A 22,067-nucleotide genomic window follows, 5' to 3' on the forward strand; every position below is an offset into this window, starting at 1 on the left:
CGGAGGAATTCCGGAATCAGTCCCTATGTGCGGCGTAGGCCGCTTATTAGCCCGTCCAAGAATTGGGGCGCAGTTCAGTGCGCAGCGGAGGTTCTTTCATGTCCGAGGACGCGCCGGAAAGGAAGGTCGCCCTCGGGCCGAACAGCTATGGCAGCTTACGCGACGGTGTAAACCCAGTCGTGCTTATCCTCAACAGCACCAGACTGGATGCCGGTCAGGGTCTCGCGGAGCTTCTTCATCACGGGGCCAATCTCGGTGTAGCCAGCCGGGAAGGTCACGGTCTCATCGGCACCATAGACCTTGTTGTCAATCTCGCCAACCGGGGAGATGACGGCAGCGGTGCCGCACAGGCCGCACTCGACAAAGGTACCGGCCTTGACCTCAGCCCACTCGACGGGACGCTGGTCGACGGTCATGCCCAGGTCCTGAGCAACCTGAACGAGCGAGCGACGGGTGATGGAGGGCAGGATGGAGTCGGTGTGCGACTGAGGAACGACGAGGGTGCCGTCCTCCTTCACGAACAGAACGTTCGCGCCGCCGGTCTCCTCGACATAGGTGCGGGACTCAGAGTCGAGATACAGGTTCTCGGCATAGCCCTCGCGATGGGCCTCCATCGTGGGCTTGAGGGACATGGCGTAGTTGAGGCCGGCCTTGATGTTGCCGGTGCCGTGCGGTGCGGCGCGGTCGTACTCGGAAACGCGCAGCTTGACGGGCTTGAGGCCACCCTTAAAGTACGGACCGACCGGGGTCACGAGAATGCGGAACGTGTACTCAGGAGCGGGAGCCACGCCGATCACGTCACCAGAGCCGATCATAAACGGACGCACGTACAGGGTTGCACCGGAGCCGAAGGGCGGAACCCAGGCGGCGTTGGCAGAAACGACCTGCTTGACGGCCTCAACAAACTTGTCCTTGGGGAACGGGGGCATCTCGAGGCGCTGGGCAGAGTTATACATACGCTCGGCGTTCATGTCGGGACGGAAGCAGACGATGCTGCCGTCCTCGGCGGTATAGGCCTTCAGGCCCTCAAAGACCTCCTGGCAGTAATGGAAGATGCCACCGCACTCGGAGACATGCAGGGTGTGGTCGGTGGTCAGGCCGCCCTCGTCCCACTCGCCGTCCTTCCAATGGGCCTCGTAGCTGTAATCGGTCTTCATGTAGCCAAAGCCGAGGCTACCCCAATCGATATCCTTCTTCTCGACAGCCATATGTCGCTCCTTACATACACAGTTGCATACTCGCGAACCCGCACGCAAGGACCGGGGTCGACCGCGTCGCAACGTCGCACGCCCGGAGCGTAGAGCCGGACGGGACACGCGAACGGCATCAAAGCCGATGGCACGTCGATTCGCATGCACGAGATTGTACTCCCCGTACGCGTCTGATAAAACGCTTTTCTTTAACTAAGTAAAGTATTTTCATTTGACCGAAGCAAAAAGGCCCGCCACCGTAAGCGGTGACGGGCCTCAACGGCACGGTTTGCGCGCTGGCTCGAGCTACGCGTTCTTTTTGCCCAGCTTAGCCTTAACCAGACCGACCACGGTCGGGATGATCGACACGGCGACGATGCCGATAATCAGCAGCTCAAAGTGCTCCTGCACAAAGGGGATGCCGCCAAAGAAGTAGCCCAGCAGAGTGAAGACCGTCGACCAGGTAATGCCGCCCAGCACGTTAAAGATGACAAAGTTGCGCCAATGCATGCCGCCCATGCCGGCGATGAAGGGCACAAAGGTGCGGATAAACGGGAAGAAGCGACCCAGGAAGATGGCCAGGTGGCCCCATTTGTCCAGGAAGTCCTCGGACTTTTTGATGCGCTCGGGCGTCATGGCCTTCACCTTGCCCGAGGCGATGATCTTTTGGCCAAAGAAATGACCGATCATAAAGTTGCACTGATCGCCCAAGATGGCAGCCGTCCATGCGACGGCCAGCAGAGCCACGATGTTAAAGCCGCCGTTGTGGGCAAAGAAACCCGAGGCAAACAGCAGCGAATCGCCGGGAAGGAACGGGAAGAACACCACGCCCGTCTCGATAAAGATGATCAGGAACACGCAGCCATAGGCCATAAGCGGGCCGGCGGCGATCCAGCTGGCGATCGCGGTGCGCGGATCCTTAAGCAGCTCGGCGATAAAATTGATGAAACCCATGAAGTAAAACCTCTCAGTTGTGGGCGCGGACACGTCCAAGTTGACCAGTATACGGTTGTGACGCGGCAACGCACACGACCTTACAAAAGCGTGACTTCATTACCAGCAAGTTTGCATAATTGACACCTGTCGCGCAAAGCCGAGCAAGATTGCTCTTCCTAATCCCTAGCGAATCGCTATACTTTATTGAATTGCATTGTCGCGGTGCTAAGGGAGGGCGGCCGGTGAGCTTTATCAATACCATTCGCGAGGACATCAAGACCGTCCAGGCACAGGACCCCGCCGCGCAAAACGGCCTAGTCATCTTCCTTTCTTACCCCGGCCTGCACGCCAAGTGGAACCACGTGCCCGAGCACTGGCTGTGGGAACATGGACATCGCTCGCTCGCCCGCGTGCTCTCGCAAATCACCCGCCATATCACCGGCGTCGAGATTCATCCCGCCGCGCAGATCGGCAAGCACTTCTTTATCGACCATGCCATGGGCGTCGTCATCGGCGAGACCACCATTGTGGGCGACAACTGCGTGCTCTACCAGGGCGTCACGCTCGGCGGTACCGGCAACGAGACCGGTAAGCGCCACCCAACGCTCGGCAATAACGTCACTGTGGGCACAGGCGCCAAGGTGCTCGGTAACATCCGCATCGGCAACAACGTCAAGATCGGCGGCAACTCGGTCGTCGTCAAAGACGTACCCGATAACTGCACCGTCGTGGGCGTGCCCGGGCGCATCATCAAGCGCAACGGCTGCCGCGTGTTCGAAGAAAGCTTCGATGCCAAGCAGCATCGCGAGTACATGCCCGATGACGCCGCCGAGCAGAGCGCCCTCAACCGCCAGGGCATCACCGAGAATGCCCGCCGCGTCAAGGAACTCGAGCGAGAGGTGGCCGAGCTCAAGGCCCTCGTCGCCAAGCTCGTGGACGAGCACTAGGAACGCGAGCGGCACAAAACAACATCGACACCGACGCAAAAGGCGCGCCAGGGAATCAATCCCCGGCACGCCTTGTTTCCAATGTGACATGCGGAACTGTCCCTTTGTCACCTTAGGCGAACTGACTCAGATAGAGGTCGGCGTAGGCGCCCTCGGCAGCCAGCAGTTCCTTATGCGTGCCTTGCTCGATAATGTTGCCGTGATCCATGACCAGAATCAGGTCGGCATCCACGATCGTCGACAGGCGATGTGCGATCACAAAGCTCGTGCGCCCATGCATGAGCGCGTCCATGGCACGGCCGATGGCAAGCTCGGTGCGCGTATCCACGCTTGAGGTCGCCTCATCCAGAATGAGAATCGCCGGGTTGTTGAGCAGCACGCGCGCAATGGTCAGCAGCTGACGCTGGCCCTGGCTGATGCTTTCGGCATCATTGGCCACGCGCGTGTCGTAGCCCTGCGGCATGGTGCGCACAAAGAAGTCGACCTGCGCGGCGCGGGCGGCAGCCACGATCTCGTCGCGCGTTGCCTCGGGGCAGCCGTAGGCGATGTTTTCGGCAATCGTGCCGTCGAACAGCCAGGCGTCCTGCAGCACCATGCCAAACTGCTGACGTAACTCACCGCGGTTCATGAGGCGCGTATCCACACCGTCGAGCGTAATGCGGCCGCCGTCAATCTCGTAGAAGCGCATGAGCAGGTTGATGAGCGTGGTCTTACCCGCACCCGTGGTTCCCACCACCGCAATCTTCTGACCCGGTTCGGCGGTAAACGACACGTCGCGCATGAGCGGCTTTTCGGGCGTGTAGCCAAAGCGCACATGCTCAAAAGCGACGCGGCCCTCAACGCGACCCGGCAGCTTGGCGGCCTCGTCCGGCAGCGGATCGGCCTCCATCTCGGGCTCATCGAGCAGGTCGAACACGCGCTCCGCACTCGCCAGCGCGCTCTGCAGCGAGTTGAAGGTGAACGACAGCTGCGTCATGGGTTCGGACGCCTCGTAGATAAACTGGAAGAACGCCTGGAACACGCCGACGGTCATATGCCCGGCAACCAGCATGCTGCAGCCCACGAGCGCAATCACGATCTGCGCCAGGCGACCGATAAAGCGCACCGCAGGGCCGACGGCATTGATCATAAAGTCGGCCTTGGTACTCACGCGCGCTAGCTCACTCGAGGCCTGGTGCACCTCGGCAGAACTCTGACGCTCGCAGTTAAACGCACGAATCACCAGACGGCCCGAATAGCCTTCCTCGACCGCACTCGTAATCTTGGACACCCACTCCTGGCGCTCGCCGGTCACGTCATGTGTGCGACGCGAGACCACTTTGGTCACCAGCAGCGACAACGCCGTAAAGAACAAAAAGACCAGCGTGAGCGGCACGCTAAACACGAACATTACGCTCACGGCGCCCACCACGGTACCGATCGACACCAGAAGCTGCAGCAAGCCGCGCTGCATGCTTTCGGACATCTTGTCCAGGTCGTTGGTCGCGCGGCTGACGACCTCGCCGGGACGATGCGCGTCAAAGTAGGCAAGCGGCAGACGGTTGAGCTTTTGTGCGATGCGGTTGCGTAGACGCAGGTTGAGACGCTCGGCAACGCTCGACATCAAAAAGCTCTGGAGTGCGTAGAACGAGGCGGCGGCGGTCCAGATCATAAAGTAGATGAAGATGGTCCTGCCGCAGTTCTCCCAGGTAATGCTGAAGGTAGTGTTGTTGGCAAACGCCACCTTCATGTGCCCCCACAGTTCATCGATCACGCGGGCGCTGTAGGCCGGCGCCGCGGTGTTAAAGATGGCATAGAACACGATGCTCGCGAACACGATATAGAAACGCCAATGGTCGCCGGCGGCCTCGCTCCACAGGCGGCGCACCGTCGCCCAGGTGTCGCGGGGCGTCTCGTCCTCGTCCTCGTCGTCAACGTCGCGCATGCGCTCTGCCTCGGCGCGGGCGCGCTCGTCCTCGGCGCGCTCGTTTTCCTCGTAGAGCGCCTGGCGGCGAGCCTCGCGCTCCGCCGCCTTGGCGGCTTCGTCCAGGCCGGGCGTGGCGCCCACCGCCTCGACTGTCTCTGCAACCGCGGCGTCATCGGCGATGCCCTGCTTCTTGAGCTCCTCGGTCATGCTACTCACCTCCCTTCATCTGCGATTCCGCGATAGCGCGGTACACCTCGCAGGTTTCCATAAGCTCGCCATGCGTGCCCAGGCCCACGACCTCGCCATCCTTGAGCACGACAATCTGGTCGGCGTGCAGAATCGTCGAGATGCGCTGCGCGATGATGAGCACCGCGGCGTCGCGCGTCTCGTCCTGCAGCGCATGGCGCAGGGCCGCATCGGTCTTAAAGTCCAGGGCCGAAAAACTATCGTCGAAGATATATAGATCGGCATGCTTCATGAGCGCACGGGCGATGGCCAGACGTTGGCGCTGGCCGCCCGAAAAGTTCGTACCGCCCTGGGCAACCGGGGTATCGAGCCCCTGCGGTTGATCGAGCACAAAGGTGCTCTGGGCAACCTGCAGCGCATGAAGCATGTCCGCCTCGGTCGCGTCCTCGTTGCCAAAGCGCAGATTGCTTGCCACGGTGCCCGAGAACAGCCACGCCTTCTGCGGCACATAGGCAATGCGCCCGCGAATCTCGTCTTGCGAAAGGTCGCGCAGGTCAACACCGTCCAGGCGAATGGTGCCCTTCGTGGCATCGTGAAAACGCAGCAAGAGCTTTGCCACCGTCGACTTACCCGAACCGGTCGAGCCCACGATCGCGGTGGTCTGCCCGCGACGGCAGGCAAAACTCAGGTTGCACAGGGCGTCCTCGTCGGCATCGTCAAAACGGAACGACATGTGGTCGAACACGGCCACCGCGTCGGCGCCGTCTGCGGACTCAGGCGCCCCGTCGCCCAGCGTGGCCTTGCCGTCCACGATGCTCGGCTCGATTTCGAGCACCTGCTGCGCACGGTTGAGGCACGCCGCGGCGCGCGGAAGCGTCAGCACCACCATCTGCGCCATCATCACAAAGAACAGGATCAGAATCGCGTACTCCAGCACGGCCGAGATGCTGCCGATTTGCATGGCATGGACGCCCACGCGGTTGCCGCCCACCCACAGCACCGCCACCTCGGCAATGTTCATCAAAAAGAAGCTGGAGCTGTCGAGACCCACAAACAGGTGGTTGACCTTGATGGCATTGGCCGCGTAATCGCTAAACACCTCGTCCAGGCGCTGCTCCTCGTGGCGCTCCTTGTTAAATGCGCGGATGACGCGCACGCCCACGATGTTCTCGCGCAGCACCACGTTCATACGGTCGATAAAGCTCTGCAGGCGCATAAAGATCGGCGCGGCGTTGGCAACGGTAAAGACCGCCGCCACCAGCACGATCGCAACGACCACGCCCAGCAGCGTGCCCATGGCAGGATCGATAAACCAGGCAAAGATGATGCCCGCGACGGCCAAGAACGGCACCGGCAGCACCAGCTGAATGGTCTGCAGAATCGCCTGCTGAATCACGTTGATGTCGTTGAGCGAGCGCGTGATCATCGAACCCGTGCCAAAGCGCTCAAAGTCACTGGCAGACAGCTCGAGCGACTTATCGTAGACGGCGTTGCGGATGTCGCAGGCCACATTGGCCGCCAGACGGGCCGAAAGATAACAGCCCAGCACCGCACCACCGCTGGCCATGCCGGTCGCGATAAGCATGTAGAGGCCATTGCGCAAAATGTAGTCGACATCCCCCGTGGTGATACCGGTGTTGACCATGTTCGCCAGCATCGTGGGAACCAACAGCGTGCCGACGTTATCAACCAGCAGCACCAGCAGCGTCACTGCGATAAGCCCTCGATAGGGCTTCAGAAACCTCATTAACAGTCGCACGACTCCCCCTCACCTTGATTCTCGGCTTGGCTCTCGGCAGCGATATGCTGCTTAAATGCCTCGCACTCCTCACCGAGCACCTGAGAGAATTTTCCGATCAAGCGCATAATCTCGCGCTGCTCACACGGCTCAAGCGCGCCAAAGGCTCGCTGCTCGGCCTTGAGTGCCGGCAGCGCATAACGCTCGGCAAATCGCCTGCCCTCTTCGGTCAGGCTCACAACCTTGTTCTTACGACTGCCTTCGGCAAACTCCAACGTTGCGAAGCCCCGCGCCGTCAAGGTTTTAATGGCCGAGTTGATGGTCTGCTTGCTGTAGAACCATTCGCTTGTCAGACGGCTTACGGCAATACTGCCGCCCGCCGTGCTGGTATCGACGAGCATCCAGTAAGCGCAGTCCGAAAGGCCGCAGGCGCGCGAGAACTCCGAATAGATATGGTCGAGTCCATTGAGCAACCGGTCGAAGTCGACCAGCGTAACCGCACTATTCATCTATCCCACCATTCGATTGTCCGATTTTTGACCAATTTTATATCTCTAGATTAGTCCGAGTTTTGACTATCGTCAACAGGCTCTCCGCAAACGCGTGCACTTTTATGGCCTATCGGCAGAAAAAGACCGCCGGCGCGGGGGCGGCGCCAGCGGTCACGTGAAAATCGGGTTTTATTGCCTGTTAGGCAGCGACGGCCTCGTAGACCGTAGCGCCCGCAAAGCTGTCATGCAGGCTCTTGCCGCAGATCCAAGGCAGCTCGACGACCTCGCAGACCGTGTTGACCAGCTCGGAGCAGTCAGTAAAGTGGCCCTTATCGTTGAGGGCCTCGCAATCCTGAACACGCCAATAGCCATCGGTATGCGTGATGTAGTACTCGTGGTTGTCGATTGTCACAAAAGCACGCGTCTTGGAACGCAGCAGCTTCAGAAATCCTTCGAAGTCAGTCTCGACAACATCTCCAGCCTGGAACATGATAGTTACCTCCTGGCCCAGCGCCACCACAGCGCATTGATAAACGTTGGTACCCCTTTAGTAAAACCTTTATCAATGGATATGCGCCCATGTTTTAGGCAAGTGGTAAAAAACCGCAGGGTAGACGGGATAAAACGTTTAACCATCTCATCAGCTTCTCACATTCTTGCCGCAGTTTTATGCAAGCCGACTTCTCCGATTGGTGGCTATTGCTGTTTGGGGCCCTCTGCGCGATTACGGCTACGGCACGACGGGTAAGAACGGAGCATCTGCAACGTCATCGCTAGGAGAACCCATGGAGACCATCGAAGCGCTCATCCACCGCCGCAGCTGCCGTAACTACAGCGATCGCCCCGTCGAGGCAGAAAAGCTTGCACGTATTATCGAAGCTGGCCAGTACGCGCCGAGCGGCATGGGACGCCAGCCGGTGACGTTTGTCGCCGTCACCGACCCTGCGACCGTCGAACGTCTCTCACAGCTGAACGCCCAGGTCATGGGCAGCAACACCGACCCCTTCTATGGCGCCAAGACCGTTGTGGTGGTTCTGGTTGACCGCAGCGTGCCCACGCATCTGGAAGACGGATCACTTGCCATGGGCAATCTACTCAATGCTGCCTATGCGCTGGGTGTTGATTCGTGCTGGATACATCGCGCCCACGAGGTTTTCGATTCGCCCGAGGGCCTGGAGCTGCTGGCCAAGTGGGATCTGCCCGCCGACGGAAGTCTGCGCGGTGTGGGCAACTGCATTCTGGGCTACGCCGAGGATGCGCTCCCCGAGGCAAAGCCGCGCCGCGACAACGTGGTATACGTCGGGTAATTAGTTCCGCCGTTCTAACGAACGGCGGACCGCTTGACGCTGCGCGAGCCGCATTCACGCCAATCTGACGTTCGGCACATGGGCAGCTAAAAGGCCCCGTCCCAAATTTGCTGCCCCACTCGCAACTTATCTTGCCGATGGAGTTGTCGTCGTTTCGTTCGTGTGGGTCGTTTCGGCGCCGTCGCCCTGTTCGCCCTCGTCCTTTTGAGCGTCGGCGATGGTGGAGGCTGCCGCGACCATGCCGCGCTGGGGCGCGACGCCCGTCTGGGTCTGAGCGCCCTCGACAACTTCTGTGCCTGCATGCGCGAGCTCGGGCGATTTAAACACCGCGTCCAAGTTGGCGCCACCGCCGGCGTAGCCAAGCGCAGCGAGTGCGATGACGATCACTGCAACGACGACCGCGATCGGCACACAACGATGCCAACCAGCAGGATTGAGCCCACTGCGGCGAGCCGCCCCGCGGCTGATGTAGCCGAGCGTGCCGTCGTGCTTGAGCTTTGAGCCCACCACGCGTTTGCGGCCCCACAGCGAGGACTCTGCCTGCATTGCCAAGCGAGCACCTGTCGAAGGATAGCCGTATTTAGTGCGCTTGAACGAGCCGTCAAACCCCGAGGCGTGTTTGCCCCACGTCACCGATGTTGTGCGTCGGTTAACCGGCGCGGCACTCCGCCTTCTGCGGCTCGGTTTTGTAGTCTCAGCCATACGCCCCCGCACGCCGTAACCAAATCGAAACAATAACGCTTTGGACTGTAGCACACGCGTCGCGCGCGGTCACGGGCGCCTCGCTCAACGGTCATCGTCCTTCAGCAAGCGCCACAGCGTTGTTCGGCTTACGCCCAGCACCTCCGCCGCACGGGTCCGGTTGCCGTGGAGATGATCTACAACCAGATGCGCGATATCTCGCTCGGTATCGGCCAGCGGTCGCAGGATATACAGGTCGCTTTCGAGTGTCGGGGCGCCAAAGGTTGCGGTCTTAATCACGTCCTCTTGGGCGAGCACTTCCTCCGCCACAGCGCGGTCCACCGTGCCCGCCCCCACCAATATATACAGTCGTTCCGAGACCTCGCGGAGCTGCAGATAATTGCGCGGCCAGCGGTAAACATCGAGCGTCTTTGCCGCCGCGGCAGACAACGTGGGCGCTGCCGTCCCAAATGCATCAGCGAGATATTCCAAATAGCGCGCAACCTTCGTCGACGCGGCTCCCTGCTCGGCGATTGCCGGCGCCACGCTCACCGCACAGGCGAAGCGCTCAGTCACAAAGGCAGCTTGATCACTTTCGCTGCCGCCCGGCATGTCATTCGCCGTCAGCACCACATGGCAGCGCGTCGCCAACGCGGTGTCGGCCATCGTGGAAACGAGCTCGCGGAGACGCTGGGGGCCAACCGTGTTCCAGCCCTCAATGCAAAGTGTCAGCCCCGTTTGGAACAACGGCGATTCGGCGCTTTTGAGCACGTGGCGCCAACCGCGATCGGTAAGCTCATCGAGCGCAACGGCAACAAAGGGTTGATCGGCAAAAGGACCGTCCAGATAGAGGCGCTTGGCGATCTCGACCTGACCCGCTCCCAGCTCGCCCTCGAGCATAAGGGGCACGCCGCGCGCGTAACTCTCGGCGACCGGCGCAGCTACCGAGGCCGCCCCCTCAACGATGCCGTACGCGCTCGATTCGTAGCGGGCCTCAACTTCGTCGGCGTTGAGCCACTCGATGCCCGCATGTGCCGCGGCGCCGCGTACCTCGCGGACCACGACGACCCAAAGGCCCCCGCCTTCTTTGTCGGTGGGGCGAACGGTCAGGCTCAGGCGCGTACCCGCACGCCCCATAACCAGACGCGCGCCGTCTCCTATACGGTCGAGGCGCTCAGCGACAAAAGCCGCCACATCCCGCTCAAGCGCCGCGTCATTCATGGTCGAAATCGCGACGTCCCCACGCGCATCGATTGCCAATGCCGAGGCCCCGGCAGCAGCCAGGGCCTCGGTCAAGATGTTCAGCTTGGCATCGCTATCCATGATTTGCCCCTGTCCGCGGCGACGTGCAACCGCCGACGGTCGCACGACCGAGTGTTTCAAAATTGAACGATATTGCTCACCAAACACTATAGGGCAGAAAGCGCCGTCCTGCGAGTATAGGTGTTGCCCCGCATCGCCATCCTGGCGGGGCGATAAGAGCTCTTCGGGACTTATAAACCTGCGGACAAGCCATACCCGCAAGAGCTCCTATCGCTCCACCGCAGGCATGCGCTCACCAGCAACCAGCACGCAAATAAGCTACTCCTCTACCAGATTCCCAGCACGTGCTGCATTCCCAAACTCATGCACGCAATGCCAATCCAGCAGCAAAAGCCCAGCGCGATGGGCTTGCCGCCCTTTTTGACCAGCTCGACGATATCGGTATTAAAGCCAATAGCCGCCATGGCCATCACGATAAAGAACTTCGACAGCTCCTTGATGGGCGCCGTGATGGACACGGGAAGCTGAAGCACCGTGGTGATTACGCTCGCCAGCACAAAGAACAGCACAAACATGGGAAACGCGCGTTTAAGCGAGAACGTGCTTTTGGCGTCGCCGCCGGCCTTGCGCGCCAGATGCATCTGCCAGCATGCGAGGACCAACGTGATGGGAATAATGGCCAGTGTCCTGGTGAGCTTGACCACCGTGGCGCTCTCGAGCACATTGGCGCCGGGATGCATGCTGTCCCAAGCGCTCGCCGCAGCCGTTACGGACGAGGTGTCGTTGATGGCGGTGCCGGCAAACAGGCCAAAGCCCTCGTTGGTCAGCCCGAGCATACCGCCGAGCGTTGGAAACACGAGCGCCGCGATAACGTTAAACAGGAAGATGACCGAAATAGCCTGGGCAATCTCGCGATCGTCGGCATCGATGACGGGCGCGGTAGCGGCGATGGCAGAACCGCCGCAAATCGACGAACCCACACCCACAAGCGTCGAGATCTTACCCGGCACGTTCATAGCGCGGCAGAGCACAAAGGCGATGACAAGCGAGGTCGAGATCGTCGCCACGATAATCGGCAGCGACTGGGCGCCCTTGGACAGAATCTGGGAGAGGTTCATGCCAAAGCCAAGCAGGATAACCGCGTACTGCAAGACTTTTTTAGACGTATAGGTGACACCGGCGGCGAGCTGTTCGCGATGATTCTTGGGAAAGACGAGCGCCAGAACCATGCCGAAGAGGATGGCGAATACCGGCCCACCGACCACCTCAATCTGTTTGCCGAGCAACGTCGCGGGAATGGCGATGATCAGGCAGAACAAGACGCCCTTCCAGCGCTCACGTACGATATTCGCCAGTTGCATATGGGATTCCTTCTTTCTATTTCACGTTTGTGACGGCTTATGATACGGCAACATTGAGCGCAGCCTTGCGCAAACACAGACTAAGATGCCGCAATAGTTCTTGGGCAACAGCCGAATTACCCACCGCGGAAAGCTGATTCGCGGCATAATTAACAACTGACATATGAGTTTGATAGAACAGTTGCGAGGCGCTATGGAAGAATCGATGCACGTCGGCGAGCAGGAAACGAGCCTACAGGACCAGTCCTACCACACCATTCGACGCAAAATCGTCTACCTGGACTACAAGCCGGGCGAAAAGCTGGGCGTCAAGCAACTTTGCGACGACCTGGATATGGGTCGCACGCCCGTGCGCGAGGCTTTGGTTCGCTTGGCGCAGGAAGGCCTGGTGCGCACCGTGCCCCAGAGTGGCACCTACGTCTCACCCATCAACCTCACCCTTGCCGAGAGTGCCTGTTACATCCGCGAACATCTGGAAAAGCAGGTGATTGTGGAGTGCTGTGCGCGAGCCACGTCGGCCGGCATCGAGCAGCTCGACCGCGCCATCGTGCTGCAGGAAAAGGCCATGGCCGAAGAGGATCGCATCGGCTTCTTTTTGAGCGACAACCTTATGCATCACATGATTTTTAGCATCGCATGTCGCAGCACCGTGTGGTCGTGGCTCGAAGAGACCAATGCCGACCTGGAGCGCTTCCGCTGGCTGCGCGCCGCCACGCAGGTTCTCGACAATCAGGACATCGTGAACGAGCACAAGCAGATTCGCCGCGCTATCGCCGGTCGCGACCCCATCGAAGCGAGCTTTTTGGTCAGCAAGCACCTGCACATGATGTTCCGCAACCAAACCGAAGTTCTGGACCAGTTCCCCGAGTACTTCGAGACCAGCAAGCTCCGCTAACCTGCCAAAAAGGGACAGGTTTATTTTGGCAGGTTTTATCTGGGCAAACGCAGAAAAGGCCCGGCTCCGTCTTGATGCGGAGCCGGGCCTTAGTCGCTAGAACGGCGGAACCAACTACTCTACCGTGACGCTCTTGGCCAGGTTACGGGGCTGGTCGACGTCGCAGCCGCGCAGGATGGCGACCTCGCGGGCGAGCAGCTGCAGAGGAACGCTCGCCGTGATGGGGCTGAACACGTCTCGGACTGCCGGCACGCGGACGATGCAGTCGGCGATCTTGTTGATTTCCTCGTCGCCCTCGGTAGCAACGACGATGACCGTGGCGCCGCGTGCCTTGCACTCCATGAGGTTCGACACGGTCTTGTCGTACGTTGCGCTCTTGGTGGCCACGGCGATGACAGGGAAGCCCGGGTCGATCAGGGCAATGGGGCCGTGCTTCATCTCGCCGGCGGCGTAGGCCTCGGCGTGCAGGTAGCTAACCTCTTTGAGCTTGAGCGCGCCCTCGTAGGAGATAGCGGCACCCATGCCACGGCCCACGAACAGCGCCGACTGCGCGTCCTTGCACAGCAGGGCGGCCTCATGCACGGACTCGGTCTGGGTATCCAAAATCCACTGAATCTGCTCGGCCGTATCGGAAAGCTCGCGGAACAGCATGCGCGCCTGCTTGGTGGTCAAGCGGTACTTAACCTGCGCCAGCAGCAGGGCCAGCAGCGTCAGGCTCACGACCTGGCCGATAAAGCTCTTGGTCGAGGCGACTGCGATCTCCTTGTTGGCCTTGGTGTAGATGACGCCGTCGCTCTCACGCGCCACCGGGCTGCCCACCACATTGGTGATACCGAAGACCTTGGCACCCTTGATGCGCGCGTCGCGAATGGCGGCAAGGGTATCGGCCGTCTCGCCCGACTGGGACACGGCAACGACAAGCGTCGTCGGCGTAATGATGGGATTGCGATAGCGGAACTCGCTGGCCGCCTCAACCTCGGTGGGGATGCGAGCCCATCCCTCGATGAGGTTCTTGGCAATGAGACCGGCGTGGTAGCTGGTGCCGCAAGCGATCACGTAGACGCGGTCGATATCGTTGAGCTCCTCGAGCGAAAGGCCCAGCTCATCGATATCGAGCTCACCGGCGGGGGTCATGCGGCCCACCAGGGTATCGCGCACGACGCGCGGCTGCTCATGGATCTCCTTGAGCATAAAGTCGGGGTAGCCACCCTTTTCGGCCATGTCCAGATCCCAGTCGATATGGGTAACCTTGGGCTCAATCACATTGCCGGCCTCGTCGGTATACTCGACGCCTGCGGGCGCGAGCTTGGCAAACTGACCGTCCTCGAGTACCACGACGTCGCGGGTTGCGTCGATGAGCGCGATGACATCGGAAGCAACATAGGAGCCGGTTTCGCCCACGCCGACTACGATCGGGGAGTCCTTGCGAGCCACGGCGATCACGCCAGGCTCATCGGCGGAAACGGCGGCCAAGCCATAGGCGCCCACCACGTGGGTGCAAGCCTCGCGCACGGAGGCCATCAGGTCGTGCGTCTCGGCATAAGCCTCTTCGATCAGATGCGCGAAGACCTCGGTATCGGTCTCGCTCTTAAAGTGGTGGCCGCGGCCTTCCAGCTCTTCGCGCAGCTCGGCGAAGTTCTCGATGATGCCGTTGTGGACGATGGCGATACGACCGTCGCAGCTGGTGTGGGGATGGGCATTAACGACGGAAGGTTTGCCGTGGGTGGCCCAGCGGGTGTGACCAATGCCGCAGGTAGCGTCGCTGTCGATGTTGGAAAGCTCGCTCTCCAGGCCCGCGACCTTGCCCACGCGACGGATGACGTCGAGGTGCGCCGCGGCGCCCTCGCCCACCTCGAGCGCGACGCCCGAAGAGTCATAGCCGCGATACTCCATACGCTTAAGGCCCGTGACCAGGATGTTCTTTGCAATATCAAAGCCGGTGTAGCCGACAATTCCGCACATAGGACAAATCCCTTCGTTCGCGTGACTGCAAGACGTCCACGCACAAGGGGCGCTGAGACGTACAACGTTCGAGTATTGTACTCACGCAAACGCAAGCTGATATACCAGAAGTGGTATCTCAACTTAGATACCACCCGATGCACACACGTCCAGCCGGTCCAAACCACCACAATGGGAACAGGCACCTTTGTGGTGGCTTGGTCTGGCAGCATCGTTTCCCCAGATAAAACCTGCCAAAATAAACCTGTCCCTAATTGGCAGGTTTTGCCACCCCGGGGGCGGGCGATGCTACAATCTGGCTTGTACTTGAAACGCATCAAAGGGGCCGCTATGGCAAAGGTTAAAATCAGCGACGTCGCGCGCGAAGCCGGGGTTTCGTTGGGCACGGTTTCCAACGCGCTCAACCATCCCGAAAAGTTGCGTCCCGAGACCCTCAAGCTCATTAACGAAACCATCAATCGACTGGGCTACCTGCCCAACCAAAGCGCTCGTCAGCTCGCGGGCGGTGCCACCAAGTCCTTTGGCCTGGTGCTCCCCCGTCTCGATCATGGCTTTTCGCTCCAAATCGCCAGCGGCGCCCACAACGAGGCCCGCAAGCACGGCTACGACCTGCTCATCGCCAACGCCGATAACGACGATATTCTCCAGGACCATTACCTGCGCTATTTTATGGGCACCCAGATGTCCGGCGTTATGGTTCAGCCCATGGCATCCCCCGACTGGCACCCCGCCATGACCAAGATGCCCGTGCCGATCGTCCATCTGGACATCCATTGCTCTGAGCCCGGCTACTACGTAGCGGCCGACAACGAGGCCCAGGGTCGCATCATTGCCGAACTCGCCATCGCCCGTGGCGCGCGCCATATTGTCGTCGTCGGCCGAGCAGCATTTATGCAACTCACCCTGCGCGTCCTTGGCATTCACAAGGCGCTCGCCCTACATCCCGATATCAAAATTGAGGTCATCGATGCCGGAGAGTGGAATACCGCAGCCGACGGCTACAGCATCGGTACCCAGATTGCCGAACGCCCTGCTGACGAGCGCCCCGATTTTGTCATCGGCCTGACCGACGTATTGGCCTCGGGCGTTATCTCGGCGCTGACCGACAAGGGCATTTCCGTCCCCGGCCAGATTCTTGTTGCCGGCTGCGATGGCAACCCACTTGCCTGGAGCGGATCGGTCCCCCTCACCACGGTTGCACCACCGGGCTACGAGATCGGCCGCAAGGGCGTGCAGCTGCTCATGGAACAAATCGAGGATAAACCTGCCGCCAAGACCAAACGAGTCCGCATCGGCTCCGCCGCGCGCACCGTCACCACGGTCACGGCCACCGAGGACATTAACCGTCAGGAGCTCGTGCGCCCCTTCTTGCTCGAGCGTGTGAGCACCCAAAAGGCCGAGCAGCACCCGACGGGCCCATCCGCGGCCCCTATAACCGACATCAACCTGGGCGCTTACCTGTAACAAATAAACGCCGCAGCGGAAATAACTACGCTGCGGCGTTTTTGTTGGCCCCACGTGCCCTCCCCATTTAGCCGGGCCTGCGGCTACGGAAATTTATGGCATATAATCCGTTTTTTATTAACTTTTTTGCTAAGATGGATTCAATTCCATATTTTTAGAAATTTCCTATAAGTATTGATTTTGCTCCAGTTTTTTCTCGCCAAGAAAGAGGCTTCATGAATCTGATTGATCGCAAACAGTACCTCGACTGGCTCATTTCGTGGAAAGACTCGCACGTCATCAAGGTCGTTTCGGGCGTCCGAAGGTCCGGCAAATCAAAGCTATTCGAAATCTACCGCAGCTACCTGCGCGATCATGGAATCACAGGCGGCCAGGTTATATCCCTCAACTTTGAAGACCTGGAGTTCGAGTCGCTTACGTCGTATAGAGCACTCTACGACTACATTTCCGCCAGACTCGTCCCCGATAAGATGAACTACGTTTTTCTGGACGAGATACAGCACGTCGAGCATTTCGAAAAAGCCGTCGACAGTCTTTTTATCAAGGACAATGTCGACCTCTACATAACCGGTTCCAACGCTTATCTGCTCTCGAGCGAGCTGGCAACTTTGCTCTCCGGCCGCTACGTAGAGCTCAAGATGCTGCCCCTATCCTTTAAAGAGTTTTGCTCGGCAAAAACCAATGACGGAAAGGCTCCCGCGCAGTTGTTTGACGAGTACATAACCAGGGGCTCTTTTCCCTTTATCGCCGAGACGGGTATTCAGGGACCCCAGGCGCGCGATTATCTTATGAGCCTCTACGATACCATCGTCATACGCGACGTTATCGAACGCCTGAAGGTCTCGGACGTCCCGACCCTGCGCGATATCACCAAGTTCCTACTCCATAGCATTGGAAACCGGATCTCGATTAAAAAAATCTCCGACACGCTCTCGTCCAACGGCAACAAAACCGACCAGAAAACCGTAGCCAAATACCTCAAAGGCTTAACAGACAGCCTTGTGCTGTACTTTGCTCCGCGCTATAACGTGCGCGGTCGGCAGCTTCTTTCAACAAACGGCAAATACTACGCCGTTGACCTTGGACTTAGAGGCGCTCTCGTCAAAACCCAAAGCAGCGATATCGGTCATATCCTCGAAAATGTTGTTTATCTCGAGCTCCTACGCCGTGGATACGACGTCTACGTGGGCGATATCGACGGCGGGGAAATCGATTTTGTTGCCCTAAAGTCAGACGAGACAGCCTATTTTCAGGTTTCAGCCACAACGCTCGACGAAACTACCCTCAATCGAGAGTTGGCCCCCTTTAAGAAAGTCCGAGACAACTACCCCAAGACGCTTCTTACGCTCGACACGCTGTTTGCGGACGCGAACTACGAAGGAGTCCGTAAGCGCAACGTGATCGACTGGCTCCTGGAGTAACTTGTAGCGTCATAACCCTCCGCCAGCTCCTTACCAAGGCCGCAGCCCCAGTCGCTTAAAGCACAATGCCCCTCTTATCGGCCAAAACAGCAATCTTGGCGTGATAAGAGGGGCTGACTGCGTCAGCGCCTCCACGCAGGCGCCGTTACCGTCACCGTCCTGCGGGATCGGGCGCGGGGCATGGCGACTCGCGTGCAAACGCTAGCGCACGGCCTTGACCGCCGCCGTCAGATCGAACAGCGTATCGAGCACGGCCTCGCAGCCATCCACCACGTCCTGCGGCAGCGGCACGATGTCGGGAACGGCAAACACGTGGCAACCGGCCGTGATGCCCGAGACGCAACCGTTGCGCGAATCCTCGACCACGGCGCACTCCTCGGGGGCAAAGCCCGTGCGCTCGCAGGCGAGCAGGTACATCTCGGGGTCGGGCTTGCCGTGCACGACGTCCTCGCCGCAGGTCACCGTTTCAAACTTGTCAAAGAGACCGACCATTTTGAGGTTGCGCTCGGCCGTGACGTGACGCGACGACGTCGCAAGACCCACGTGATAGCCCGCAGCCAGCAGCCCGTCGAGGCACTCGGCGGCACCGTCCTTAAGCTCCAGATCGGTCTTGACCATCTCGTCGCGAATCTCCTTGTGACGACGATAGATCGCCTCGGTGGTCTCATGGCTGCCGTAATGCTTATCAAGGATGTCCATAACATCGGGCAGCGTGCGGCCGATAAACTGATGGATCAGCGCTTCATCAATCGCGAATCCCAGCTCGGCCGCGCCCGCCTTCCACGCCTTGATACCCAAACGTTCGGTATCGACCAGCGTTCCGTCCATGTCGAAAATAACGGCCTTGATCATATCGGTCCCCCATCGCTTCGCGCTGCTGTACTCCAGCAACTTTACCGCACCTGTAAACTTGTATATAACGTATATAGCATATTGCACTTTCGTTACATAGATAGAAGTCTTATGGCAAGTAACGCATTAGGATTATAGTTTTCGACCGAGTACTCAACGATAAGGATCGTTTCATGATTTTAGACACCACGGCACCCGCAGAGGAGCTTCAAGACAAGCTATCGGCGCTCGAACAGCTGCTTTTGGCATACGGGCGCGTGGCTATCGGGTTTTCCGGCGGCGTTGACAGCAGCTTTTTGGCCGCCGTATGCGCCCGCATTATGCCTACCAATACCCTCCTCGTCCATCTCACCACGCCGCTCATCGGCACACCCGAGCAGGCTTCGTTTGAGCGGTCCGTTGACGGACAAACCGATGAGGGTCCGCATTTTATGCTCCCCGTGCTCAATCTTTCGGTCGATCAGCTGCAGCTCCCCCAGGTAGCCTGCAACGATGCCGACCGCTGCTACCACTGCAAGCGCGCCGGCTTTACCGCCATCGTCAACCACGCCAAGTCGCTAGGCTTTCCCACCGTCATCGATGGCAGCAATGCAAGCGATCGCGGTGACTACCGCCCCGGCATGCGTGCGGCAGAAGAGCTCGGCGTGCGCTCACCCCTTATGGAGGTCGGCTTCACCAAGGACGAAGAGCGCGAGCTGCTGCGCGCATGGGGCTATCCCGTTTGGAACCTGCCGGCGGGGGCCTGCCTTGCCACGCGCGTCCCCACGGGCGAGAAGCTTACGCGCGAGAAGGTCGATTTAATCCGCGCCTGCGAGGATTATCTGCACGATCTTGACCTGGCGCAGGTCCGCGCACGCCTGGTCGGCGGCTGCATGCATATCGAAGCCGCCCCGGCAGATGTCGCCAAGATCGCCGCCCTCGGCGGTACCGTGGTCAACGACGAGGGAAAGGCCCCGCTGCCCGCCGCCATCGAGTCCGTGCTGCGCAACCTAGGCTGCGGCCACATCTCCCCCGAGGTCACCCCCTACATCCACGGCAACATGAACCTTTAGGTTACGCCGTTTAACCTACCAAAAAGGGACAGGTTTATTTTGGCAGGTTTTATCTGGGAAAACACAAATAGGGCCGCAACGTCGTATGGCGTTGCGGCCCCTTTCCTTGGAGAAGGATCGATTGATTGAGTGGCCAGGTTAACCCTAGTCCTCGAGCCCGGCGTTAATAAGCTCGGCGATTTCAACAGGATCGGCGCTCGCACGCACCTTGTCGCGGAAGCCGACGTCCATCAACATCACGGCAGCCTTGGACAGCAGGCGCAGGTGCGTGGTTCCTGCTTCGCCGGCGGGCACGTACAACGCAAGCGCGACATCGACGGGCACGCCATCAAAGCTCGGCCACTCAACGGGCTCGGCCAGCTTGAGCACAACAACGCCCGGCGTATGGATCGCGTCGCTCTTGGCATGCGGAACGGCAAAACCGGCGACAAGGCCCGTCTCGGCCTCGTTCTCGCGAGCGATAAAGGCGGCCTCGACGGCAGAGGCATCGTCGGCAAAGCCAAGCTCAACAGCCTGCTCAGACAAATAGTGCAATGCATCCTCGCGCGTTGCGGCGGCATGCCCAATCGTTACCTGGTTGGCAGATACAAATCCCATGGAAAAAACTCCTTACAACACGGACCTGACCGCGGCCTCGATACCCTTGGCGTCCAGACCGTACTTATGCAGCAAGTCGACCGCAGGGCCGGACTCGCCGTACACATCGCGCACGCCAACGCGGCGCACGGGCACCGGATGCTGCTCCGCAAGCACCGTCGCAACGGCCTCGCCCAATCCGCCGACAATTGAGTGCTCCTCGGCGGTCACCACACGACCGGTCTTCTTTGCGCTGGACACAACCAGGCGCTCGTCGAGCGGCTTAATCGTGTGCATATTTATGACCTCGGCGTCGATGCCATCGGCAGCGAGCGTCTCGGCCGCCTCGAGCGCCTCGGCGACCATAAGGCCGCAAGCAATGATGGTCACATCGGAGCCTTCGCGCACAACCACGCCGCGACCGATCTTAAACTCATAGTCCTCGCGGTCGTTGATGACCGGTGTCGCCAGACGCCCAAAGCGCATGTAGACCGGACCCTCAAACTCATAGGCGGCGCGCACGCAAGCACGAGCCTCGGTGTCATCGGCGGGAACGATCACTGTCATGCCCGGAATCGTGCGCATGAGCGCGATGTCCTCGCAGCACTGATGCGTAGCGCCGTCTTCGCCGACCGAAATACCCGCATGCGTAGCGCCGATTTTGACGTTGAGGTGCGGATAGCCGATGGAATTACGCACTTGCTCGTACGCACGACCGGCGGCGAACATGGCAAAGGTGCTCGCAAAGGCGACGCGACCCGTGGTCGCAATGCCGGCGGCAAGCCCCATCAAGTTGCTCTCGGCAATGCCGGCGTCGTAGAAGCGCTCAGGGTGCGCAGCCTTAAACTTACCGGTCTGCGTGGCGGCGGCTAAATCGGCATCGAGGACCACAAAGTCATCGCGCTCATTGCCCAGCTCGACAAGTGCCTCGCCGTAGCTAACGCGCGTGGCAACTTTCTTGACGTCTGCCATTAGAGCTCCTCCCCTGCTGCTGCGAGCTCGGCCATGGCCTGCTCAAACTGTTCATCGTTGGGTGCCTTGCCGTGCCAGCCAACCTGGTTTTCCATAAAGGAGACGCCCTTGCCCTTCACCGTCTCCGCGACAATGGCCACGGGTGCGCCGCTCACTTTGCGGGCCTCGGCAAAGGCGGCGGCAATCTGCGCCATGTCGTTGCCGTCGGCGAGCTCGATCACATGCCACTTAAAGGCACGGAACTTGTCGGCAAGCGGCATAGCCGAGTTGACTTCGTCGATACTGCCATCAATTTGCAAGCCATTGTGGTCGACGATAGCGACGAGGTTACCCAAGTCGTGGTTGCCGGCGAACATGGCCGCCTCCCACACCTGGCCCTCCTCGCACTCACCGTCGCCCAACAGCGTGTAAACGCGGTAGCTGTCGCCCCAGTGCCTTGCAGCGAGTGCCATTCCAACCGCGGCGGAAATGCCCTGACCGAGCGAACCGGTAGACATGTCGACGCCCGGTGTGTCATTCATATTGGGATGGCCCTGCAGGCGGCTGCCGATATGACGGAGCGTCTCGAGCTCCTCCTTGGGGAAGAACCCGCGCTCGGCGAGCACGGCATAGAGCGCCGGAGCACAATGCCCCTTGGAGAGCACAAAGCGGTCGCGCTTAGCGCAGCTGGGATTCGCCGGATCGACATCCATTTCCTCAAAGTAGAGGTAGGTCATAATGTCGGCGGCGCCAAGCGATCCACCCGGATGCCCCGACTTAGCGGCATGGACGCCCGTGACAATGCCGCGGCGAACCTCATTGGCAATCCTGGCCAGTTCCTGATCGGTCATGGAGTTTCCTCTCTTGAGCACGCCGGCCCGGCATAAC

20 protein-coding genes are annotated in these 22,067 nt (G+C 59.9%); 6 read left to right on the top strand and 14 right to left on the bottom strand.

Annotation, left to right across the window (positions count from 1 at the left end):
• Nucleotides 1-155 precede the first annotated feature (155 nt).
• Nucleotides 156-1,208, bottom strand: coding sequence for a branched-chain amino acid aminotransferase (locus PMW70_RS08560; protein ID WP_271744592.1), 1,053 nt, complete (start codon nucleotides 1,206-1,208; stop codon nucleotides 156-158).
• Between the two features lie 288 nt (nucleotides 1,209-1,496).
• A complete protein-coding gene (locus PMW70_RS08565) occupies nucleotides 1,497-2,144 on the bottom strand; it encodes a DedA family protein (protein ID WP_117582947.1) in 648 nt (215 codons plus the stop codon).
• A 224-nt stretch (nucleotides 2,145-2,368) separates the two neighbouring features.
• Between PMW70_RS08565 and cysE the strand changes: the two genes are divergently transcribed.
• Complete coding sequence (cysE, locus tag PMW70_RS08570) at nucleotides 2,369-3,073, top strand: serine O-acetyltransferase (protein ID WP_117759262.1); 705 nt, start codon at nucleotides 2,369-2,371, stop codon at nucleotides 3,071-3,073.
• Between the two features lie 112 nt (nucleotides 3,074-3,185).
• Here cysE and PMW70_RS08575 read toward each other — a convergent pair whose 3' ends face one another.
• The 4 genes from PMW70_RS08575 to PMW70_RS08590 form a co-directional block, all read right to left on the bottom strand.
• Entirely contained in the window at nucleotides 3,186-5,186 is a 2,001-nt protein-coding gene (locus PMW70_RS08575) for an ABC transporter ATP-binding protein (RefSeq protein ID WP_271744593.1), read from the bottom strand.
• Nucleotide 5,187: 1 nt separating this feature from the next.
• Nucleotides 5,188-6,912, bottom strand: a complete 1,725-nt coding sequence (locus PMW70_RS08580) for an ABC transporter ATP-binding protein (RefSeq protein WP_271744594.1) — start codon at nucleotides 6,910-6,912, stop codon at nucleotides 5,188-5,190.
• Entirely contained in the window at nucleotides 6,912-7,412 is a 501-nt protein-coding gene (locus PMW70_RS08585) for a MarR family winged helix-turn-helix transcriptional regulator (protein ID WP_117648383.1), read from the bottom strand. The genes PMW70_RS08580 and PMW70_RS08585 overlap by 1 nt, the downstream gene beginning before the upstream one ends.
• 181 nt (nucleotides 7,413-7,593) lie before the next feature.
• Nucleotides 7,594-7,884: a CDP-alcohol phosphatidyltransferase gene (locus PMW70_RS08590; protein ID WP_199583492.1), complete on the bottom strand. Its 291-nt coding sequence runs from the start codon at nucleotides 7,882-7,884 to the stop codon at nucleotides 7,594-7,596.
• Between the two features lie 295 nt (nucleotides 7,885-8,179).
• Between PMW70_RS08590 and PMW70_RS08595 the strand changes: the two genes are divergently transcribed.
• The gene (locus PMW70_RS08595) at nucleotides 8,180-8,701 is read left to right on the top strand and encodes a nitroreductase family protein (RefSeq protein ID WP_271744595.1); all 522 of its coding nucleotides are present in this window, start codon (nucleotides 8,180-8,182) and stop codon (nucleotides 8,699-8,701) included.
• Nucleotides 8,702-8,827: 126 nt separating this feature from the next.
• Here the strand turns inward: PMW70_RS08595 and PMW70_RS08600 are convergent, their stop codons facing one another.
• From PMW70_RS08600 to PMW70_RS08610, 3 genes are all read right to left on the bottom strand, one after another.
• The gene (locus PMW70_RS08600; RefSeq protein WP_271744596.1) at nucleotides 8,828-9,253 is read right to left on the bottom strand and encodes a hypothetical protein; all 426 of its coding nucleotides are present in this window, start codon (nucleotides 9,251-9,253) and stop codon (nucleotides 8,828-8,830) included.
• Nucleotides 9,254-9,487: 234 nt separating this feature from the next.
• Nucleotides 9,488-10,705, bottom strand: a complete 1,218-nt coding sequence (locus PMW70_RS08605) for a helix-turn-helix domain-containing protein (RefSeq protein ID WP_117790468.1) — start codon at nucleotides 10,703-10,705, stop codon at nucleotides 9,488-9,490.
• Between the two features lie 266 nt (nucleotides 10,706-10,971).
• Entirely contained in the window at nucleotides 10,972-12,006 is a 1,035-nt protein-coding gene (locus tag PMW70_RS08610; protein WP_271744598.1) for a YeiH family protein, read from the bottom strand.
• A 193-nt stretch (nucleotides 12,007-12,199) separates the two neighbouring features.
• On the opposite strand from PMW70_RS08610, the gene PMW70_RS08615 reads away from it, so the two are divergent.
• The gene (locus PMW70_RS08615; RefSeq protein ID WP_050766156.1) at nucleotides 12,200-12,901 is read left to right on the top strand and encodes a GntR family transcriptional regulator; all 702 of its coding nucleotides are present in this window, start codon (nucleotides 12,200-12,202) and stop codon (nucleotides 12,899-12,901) included.
• A 114-nt stretch (nucleotides 12,902-13,015) separates the two neighbouring features.
• Here the strand turns inward: PMW70_RS08615 and glmS are convergent, their stop codons facing one another.
• Complete coding sequence (gene glmS / locus PMW70_RS08620) at nucleotides 13,016-14,863, bottom strand: glutamine--fructose-6-phosphate transaminase (isomerizing) (RefSeq protein WP_271744599.1); 1,848 nt, start codon at nucleotides 14,861-14,863, stop codon at nucleotides 13,016-13,018.
• A 330-nt stretch (nucleotides 14,864-15,193) separates the two neighbouring features.
• On the opposite strand from glmS, the gene PMW70_RS08625 reads away from it, so the two are divergent.
• Nucleotides 15,194-16,327: a LacI family DNA-binding transcriptional regulator gene (locus tag PMW70_RS08625; protein WP_271744601.1), complete on the top strand. Its 1,134-nt coding sequence runs from the start codon at nucleotides 15,194-15,196 to the stop codon at nucleotides 16,325-16,327.
• 215 nt (nucleotides 16,328-16,542) lie between these two features.
• Nucleotides 16,543-17,748 carry an ATP-binding protein gene (locus PMW70_RS08630; protein WP_271744602.1) on the top strand — a complete coding sequence of 402 codons (1,206 nt, stop codon included), beginning with the start codon at nucleotides 16,543-16,545 and terminating at the stop codon, nucleotides 17,746-17,748.
• Nucleotides 17,749-17,949: 201 nt separating this feature from the next.
• Here the strand turns inward: PMW70_RS08630 and PMW70_RS08635 are convergent, their stop codons facing one another.
• A complete protein-coding gene (locus PMW70_RS08635) occupies nucleotides 17,950-18,600 on the bottom strand; it encodes an HAD family hydrolase (protein WP_271744603.1) in 651 nt (216 codons plus the stop codon).
• 173 nt (nucleotides 18,601-18,773) lie between these two features.
• Here PMW70_RS08635 and larE point away from each other — a divergent pair, with 173 nt between their 5' ends.
• The gene (gene larE / locus PMW70_RS08640) at nucleotides 18,774-19,652 is read left to right on the top strand and encodes an ATP-dependent sacrificial sulfur transferase LarE (RefSeq protein WP_271744604.1); all 879 of its coding nucleotides are present in this window, start codon (nucleotides 18,774-18,776) and stop codon (nucleotides 19,650-19,652) included.
• A 144-nt stretch (nucleotides 19,653-19,796) separates the two neighbouring features.
• Here the strand turns inward: larE and PMW70_RS08645 are convergent, their stop codons facing one another.
• The 3 genes from PMW70_RS08645 to PMW70_RS08655 are packed head-to-tail and all read right to left on the bottom strand — an operon-like array spanning nucleotide 19,797 to nucleotide 22,030.
• A complete protein-coding gene (locus PMW70_RS08645) occupies nucleotides 19,797-20,249 on the bottom strand; it encodes a PTS sugar transporter subunit IIA (RefSeq protein ID WP_271744605.1) in 453 nt (150 codons plus the stop codon).
• A 12-nt stretch (nucleotides 20,250-20,261) separates the two neighbouring features.
• On the bottom strand, nucleotides 20,262-21,200 hold the full coding sequence (locus PMW70_RS08650) for a transketolase family protein (RefSeq protein WP_271744606.1): 939 nt from the start codon (nucleotides 21,198-21,200) through the stop codon (nucleotides 20,262-20,264).
• A complete protein-coding gene (locus PMW70_RS08655; RefSeq protein ID WP_271744607.1) occupies nucleotides 21,200-22,030 on the bottom strand; it encodes a transketolase in 831 nt (276 codons plus the stop codon). Before PMW70_RS08655 ends, PMW70_RS08650 begins: the two co-directional genes overlap by 1 nt.
• Nucleotides 22,031-22,067 lie beyond the last annotated feature (37 nt).

The sequence above is a fragment of the Collinsella aerofaciens genome (assembly GCF_028209625.1).
Taxonomy (GTDB): Bacteria; Actinomycetota; Coriobacteriia; order Coriobacteriales; family Coriobacteriaceae; genus Collinsella; species Collinsella aerofaciens_AM.

Coding starts and splice junctions, on each gene's coding strand:
- PMW70_RS08615 (WP_050766156.1), top strand. CDS start 12,200: ATGGAAGAATCGATGCACGTCGGCGAGCAGGAAACGAGCCTACAGGAC.
- PMW70_RS08610 (WP_271744598.1), bottom strand. CDS start 12,006: ATGCAACTGGCGAATATCGTACGTGAGCGCTGGAAGGGCGTCTTGTTC.
- PMW70_RS08635 (WP_271744603.1), bottom strand. CDS start 18,600: ATGATCAAGGCCGTTATTTTCGACATGGACGGAACGCTGGTCGATACC.
- PMW70_RS08645 (WP_271744605.1), bottom strand. CDS start 20,249: ATGGGATTTGTATCTGCCAACCAGGTAACGATTGGGCATGCCGCCGCA.
- PMW70_RS08575 (WP_271744593.1), bottom strand. CDS start 5,186: ATGACCGAGGAGCTCAAGAAGCAGGGCATCGCCGATGACGCCGCGGTT.
- PMW70_RS08625 (WP_271744601.1), top strand. CDS start 15,194: ATGGCAAAGGTTAAAATCAGCGACGTCGCGCGCGAAGCCGGGGTTTCG.
- PMW70_RS08630 (WP_271744602.1), top strand. CDS start 16,543: ATGAATCTGATTGATCGCAAACAGTACCTCGACTGGCTCATTTCGTGG.
- PMW70_RS08590 (WP_199583492.1), bottom strand. CDS start 7,884: ATGTTCCAGGCTGGAGATGTTGTCGAGACTGACTTCGAAGGATTTCTG.
- larE (WP_271744604.1), top strand. CDS start 18,774: ATGATTTTAGACACCACGGCACCCGCAGAGGAGCTTCAAGACAAGCTA.
- PMW70_RS08605 (WP_117790468.1), bottom strand. CDS start 10,705: ATGGATAGCGATGCCAAGCTGAACATCTTGACCGAGGCCCTGGCTGCT.
- PMW70_RS08565 (WP_117582947.1), bottom strand. CDS start 2,144: ATGGGTTTCATCAATTTTATCGCCGAGCTGCTTAAGGATCCGCGCACC.
- glmS (WP_271744599.1), bottom strand. CDS start 14,863: ATGTGCGGAATTGTCGGCTACACCGGCTTTGATATTGCAAAGAACATC.
- PMW70_RS08585 (WP_117648383.1), bottom strand. CDS start 7,412: ATGAATAGTGCGGTTACGCTGGTCGACTTCGACCGGTTGCTCAATGGA.
- PMW70_RS08580 (WP_271744594.1), bottom strand. CDS start 6,912: ATGAGGTTTCTGAAGCCCTATCGAGGGCTTATCGCAGTGACGCTGCTG.
- PMW70_RS08595 (WP_271744595.1), top strand. CDS start 8,180: ATGGAGACCATCGAAGCGCTCATCCACCGCCGCAGCTGCCGTAACTAC.
- PMW70_RS08655 (WP_271744607.1), bottom strand. CDS start 22,030: ATGACCGATCAGGAACTGGCCAGGATTGCCAATGAGGTTCGCCGCGGC.
- PMW70_RS08650 (WP_271744606.1), bottom strand. CDS start 21,200: ATGGCAGACGTCAAGAAAGTTGCCACGCGCGTTAGCTACGGCGAGGCA.
- PMW70_RS08560 (WP_271744592.1), bottom strand. CDS start 1,208: ATGGCTGTCGAGAAGAAGGATATCGATTGGGGTAGCCTCGGCTTTGGC.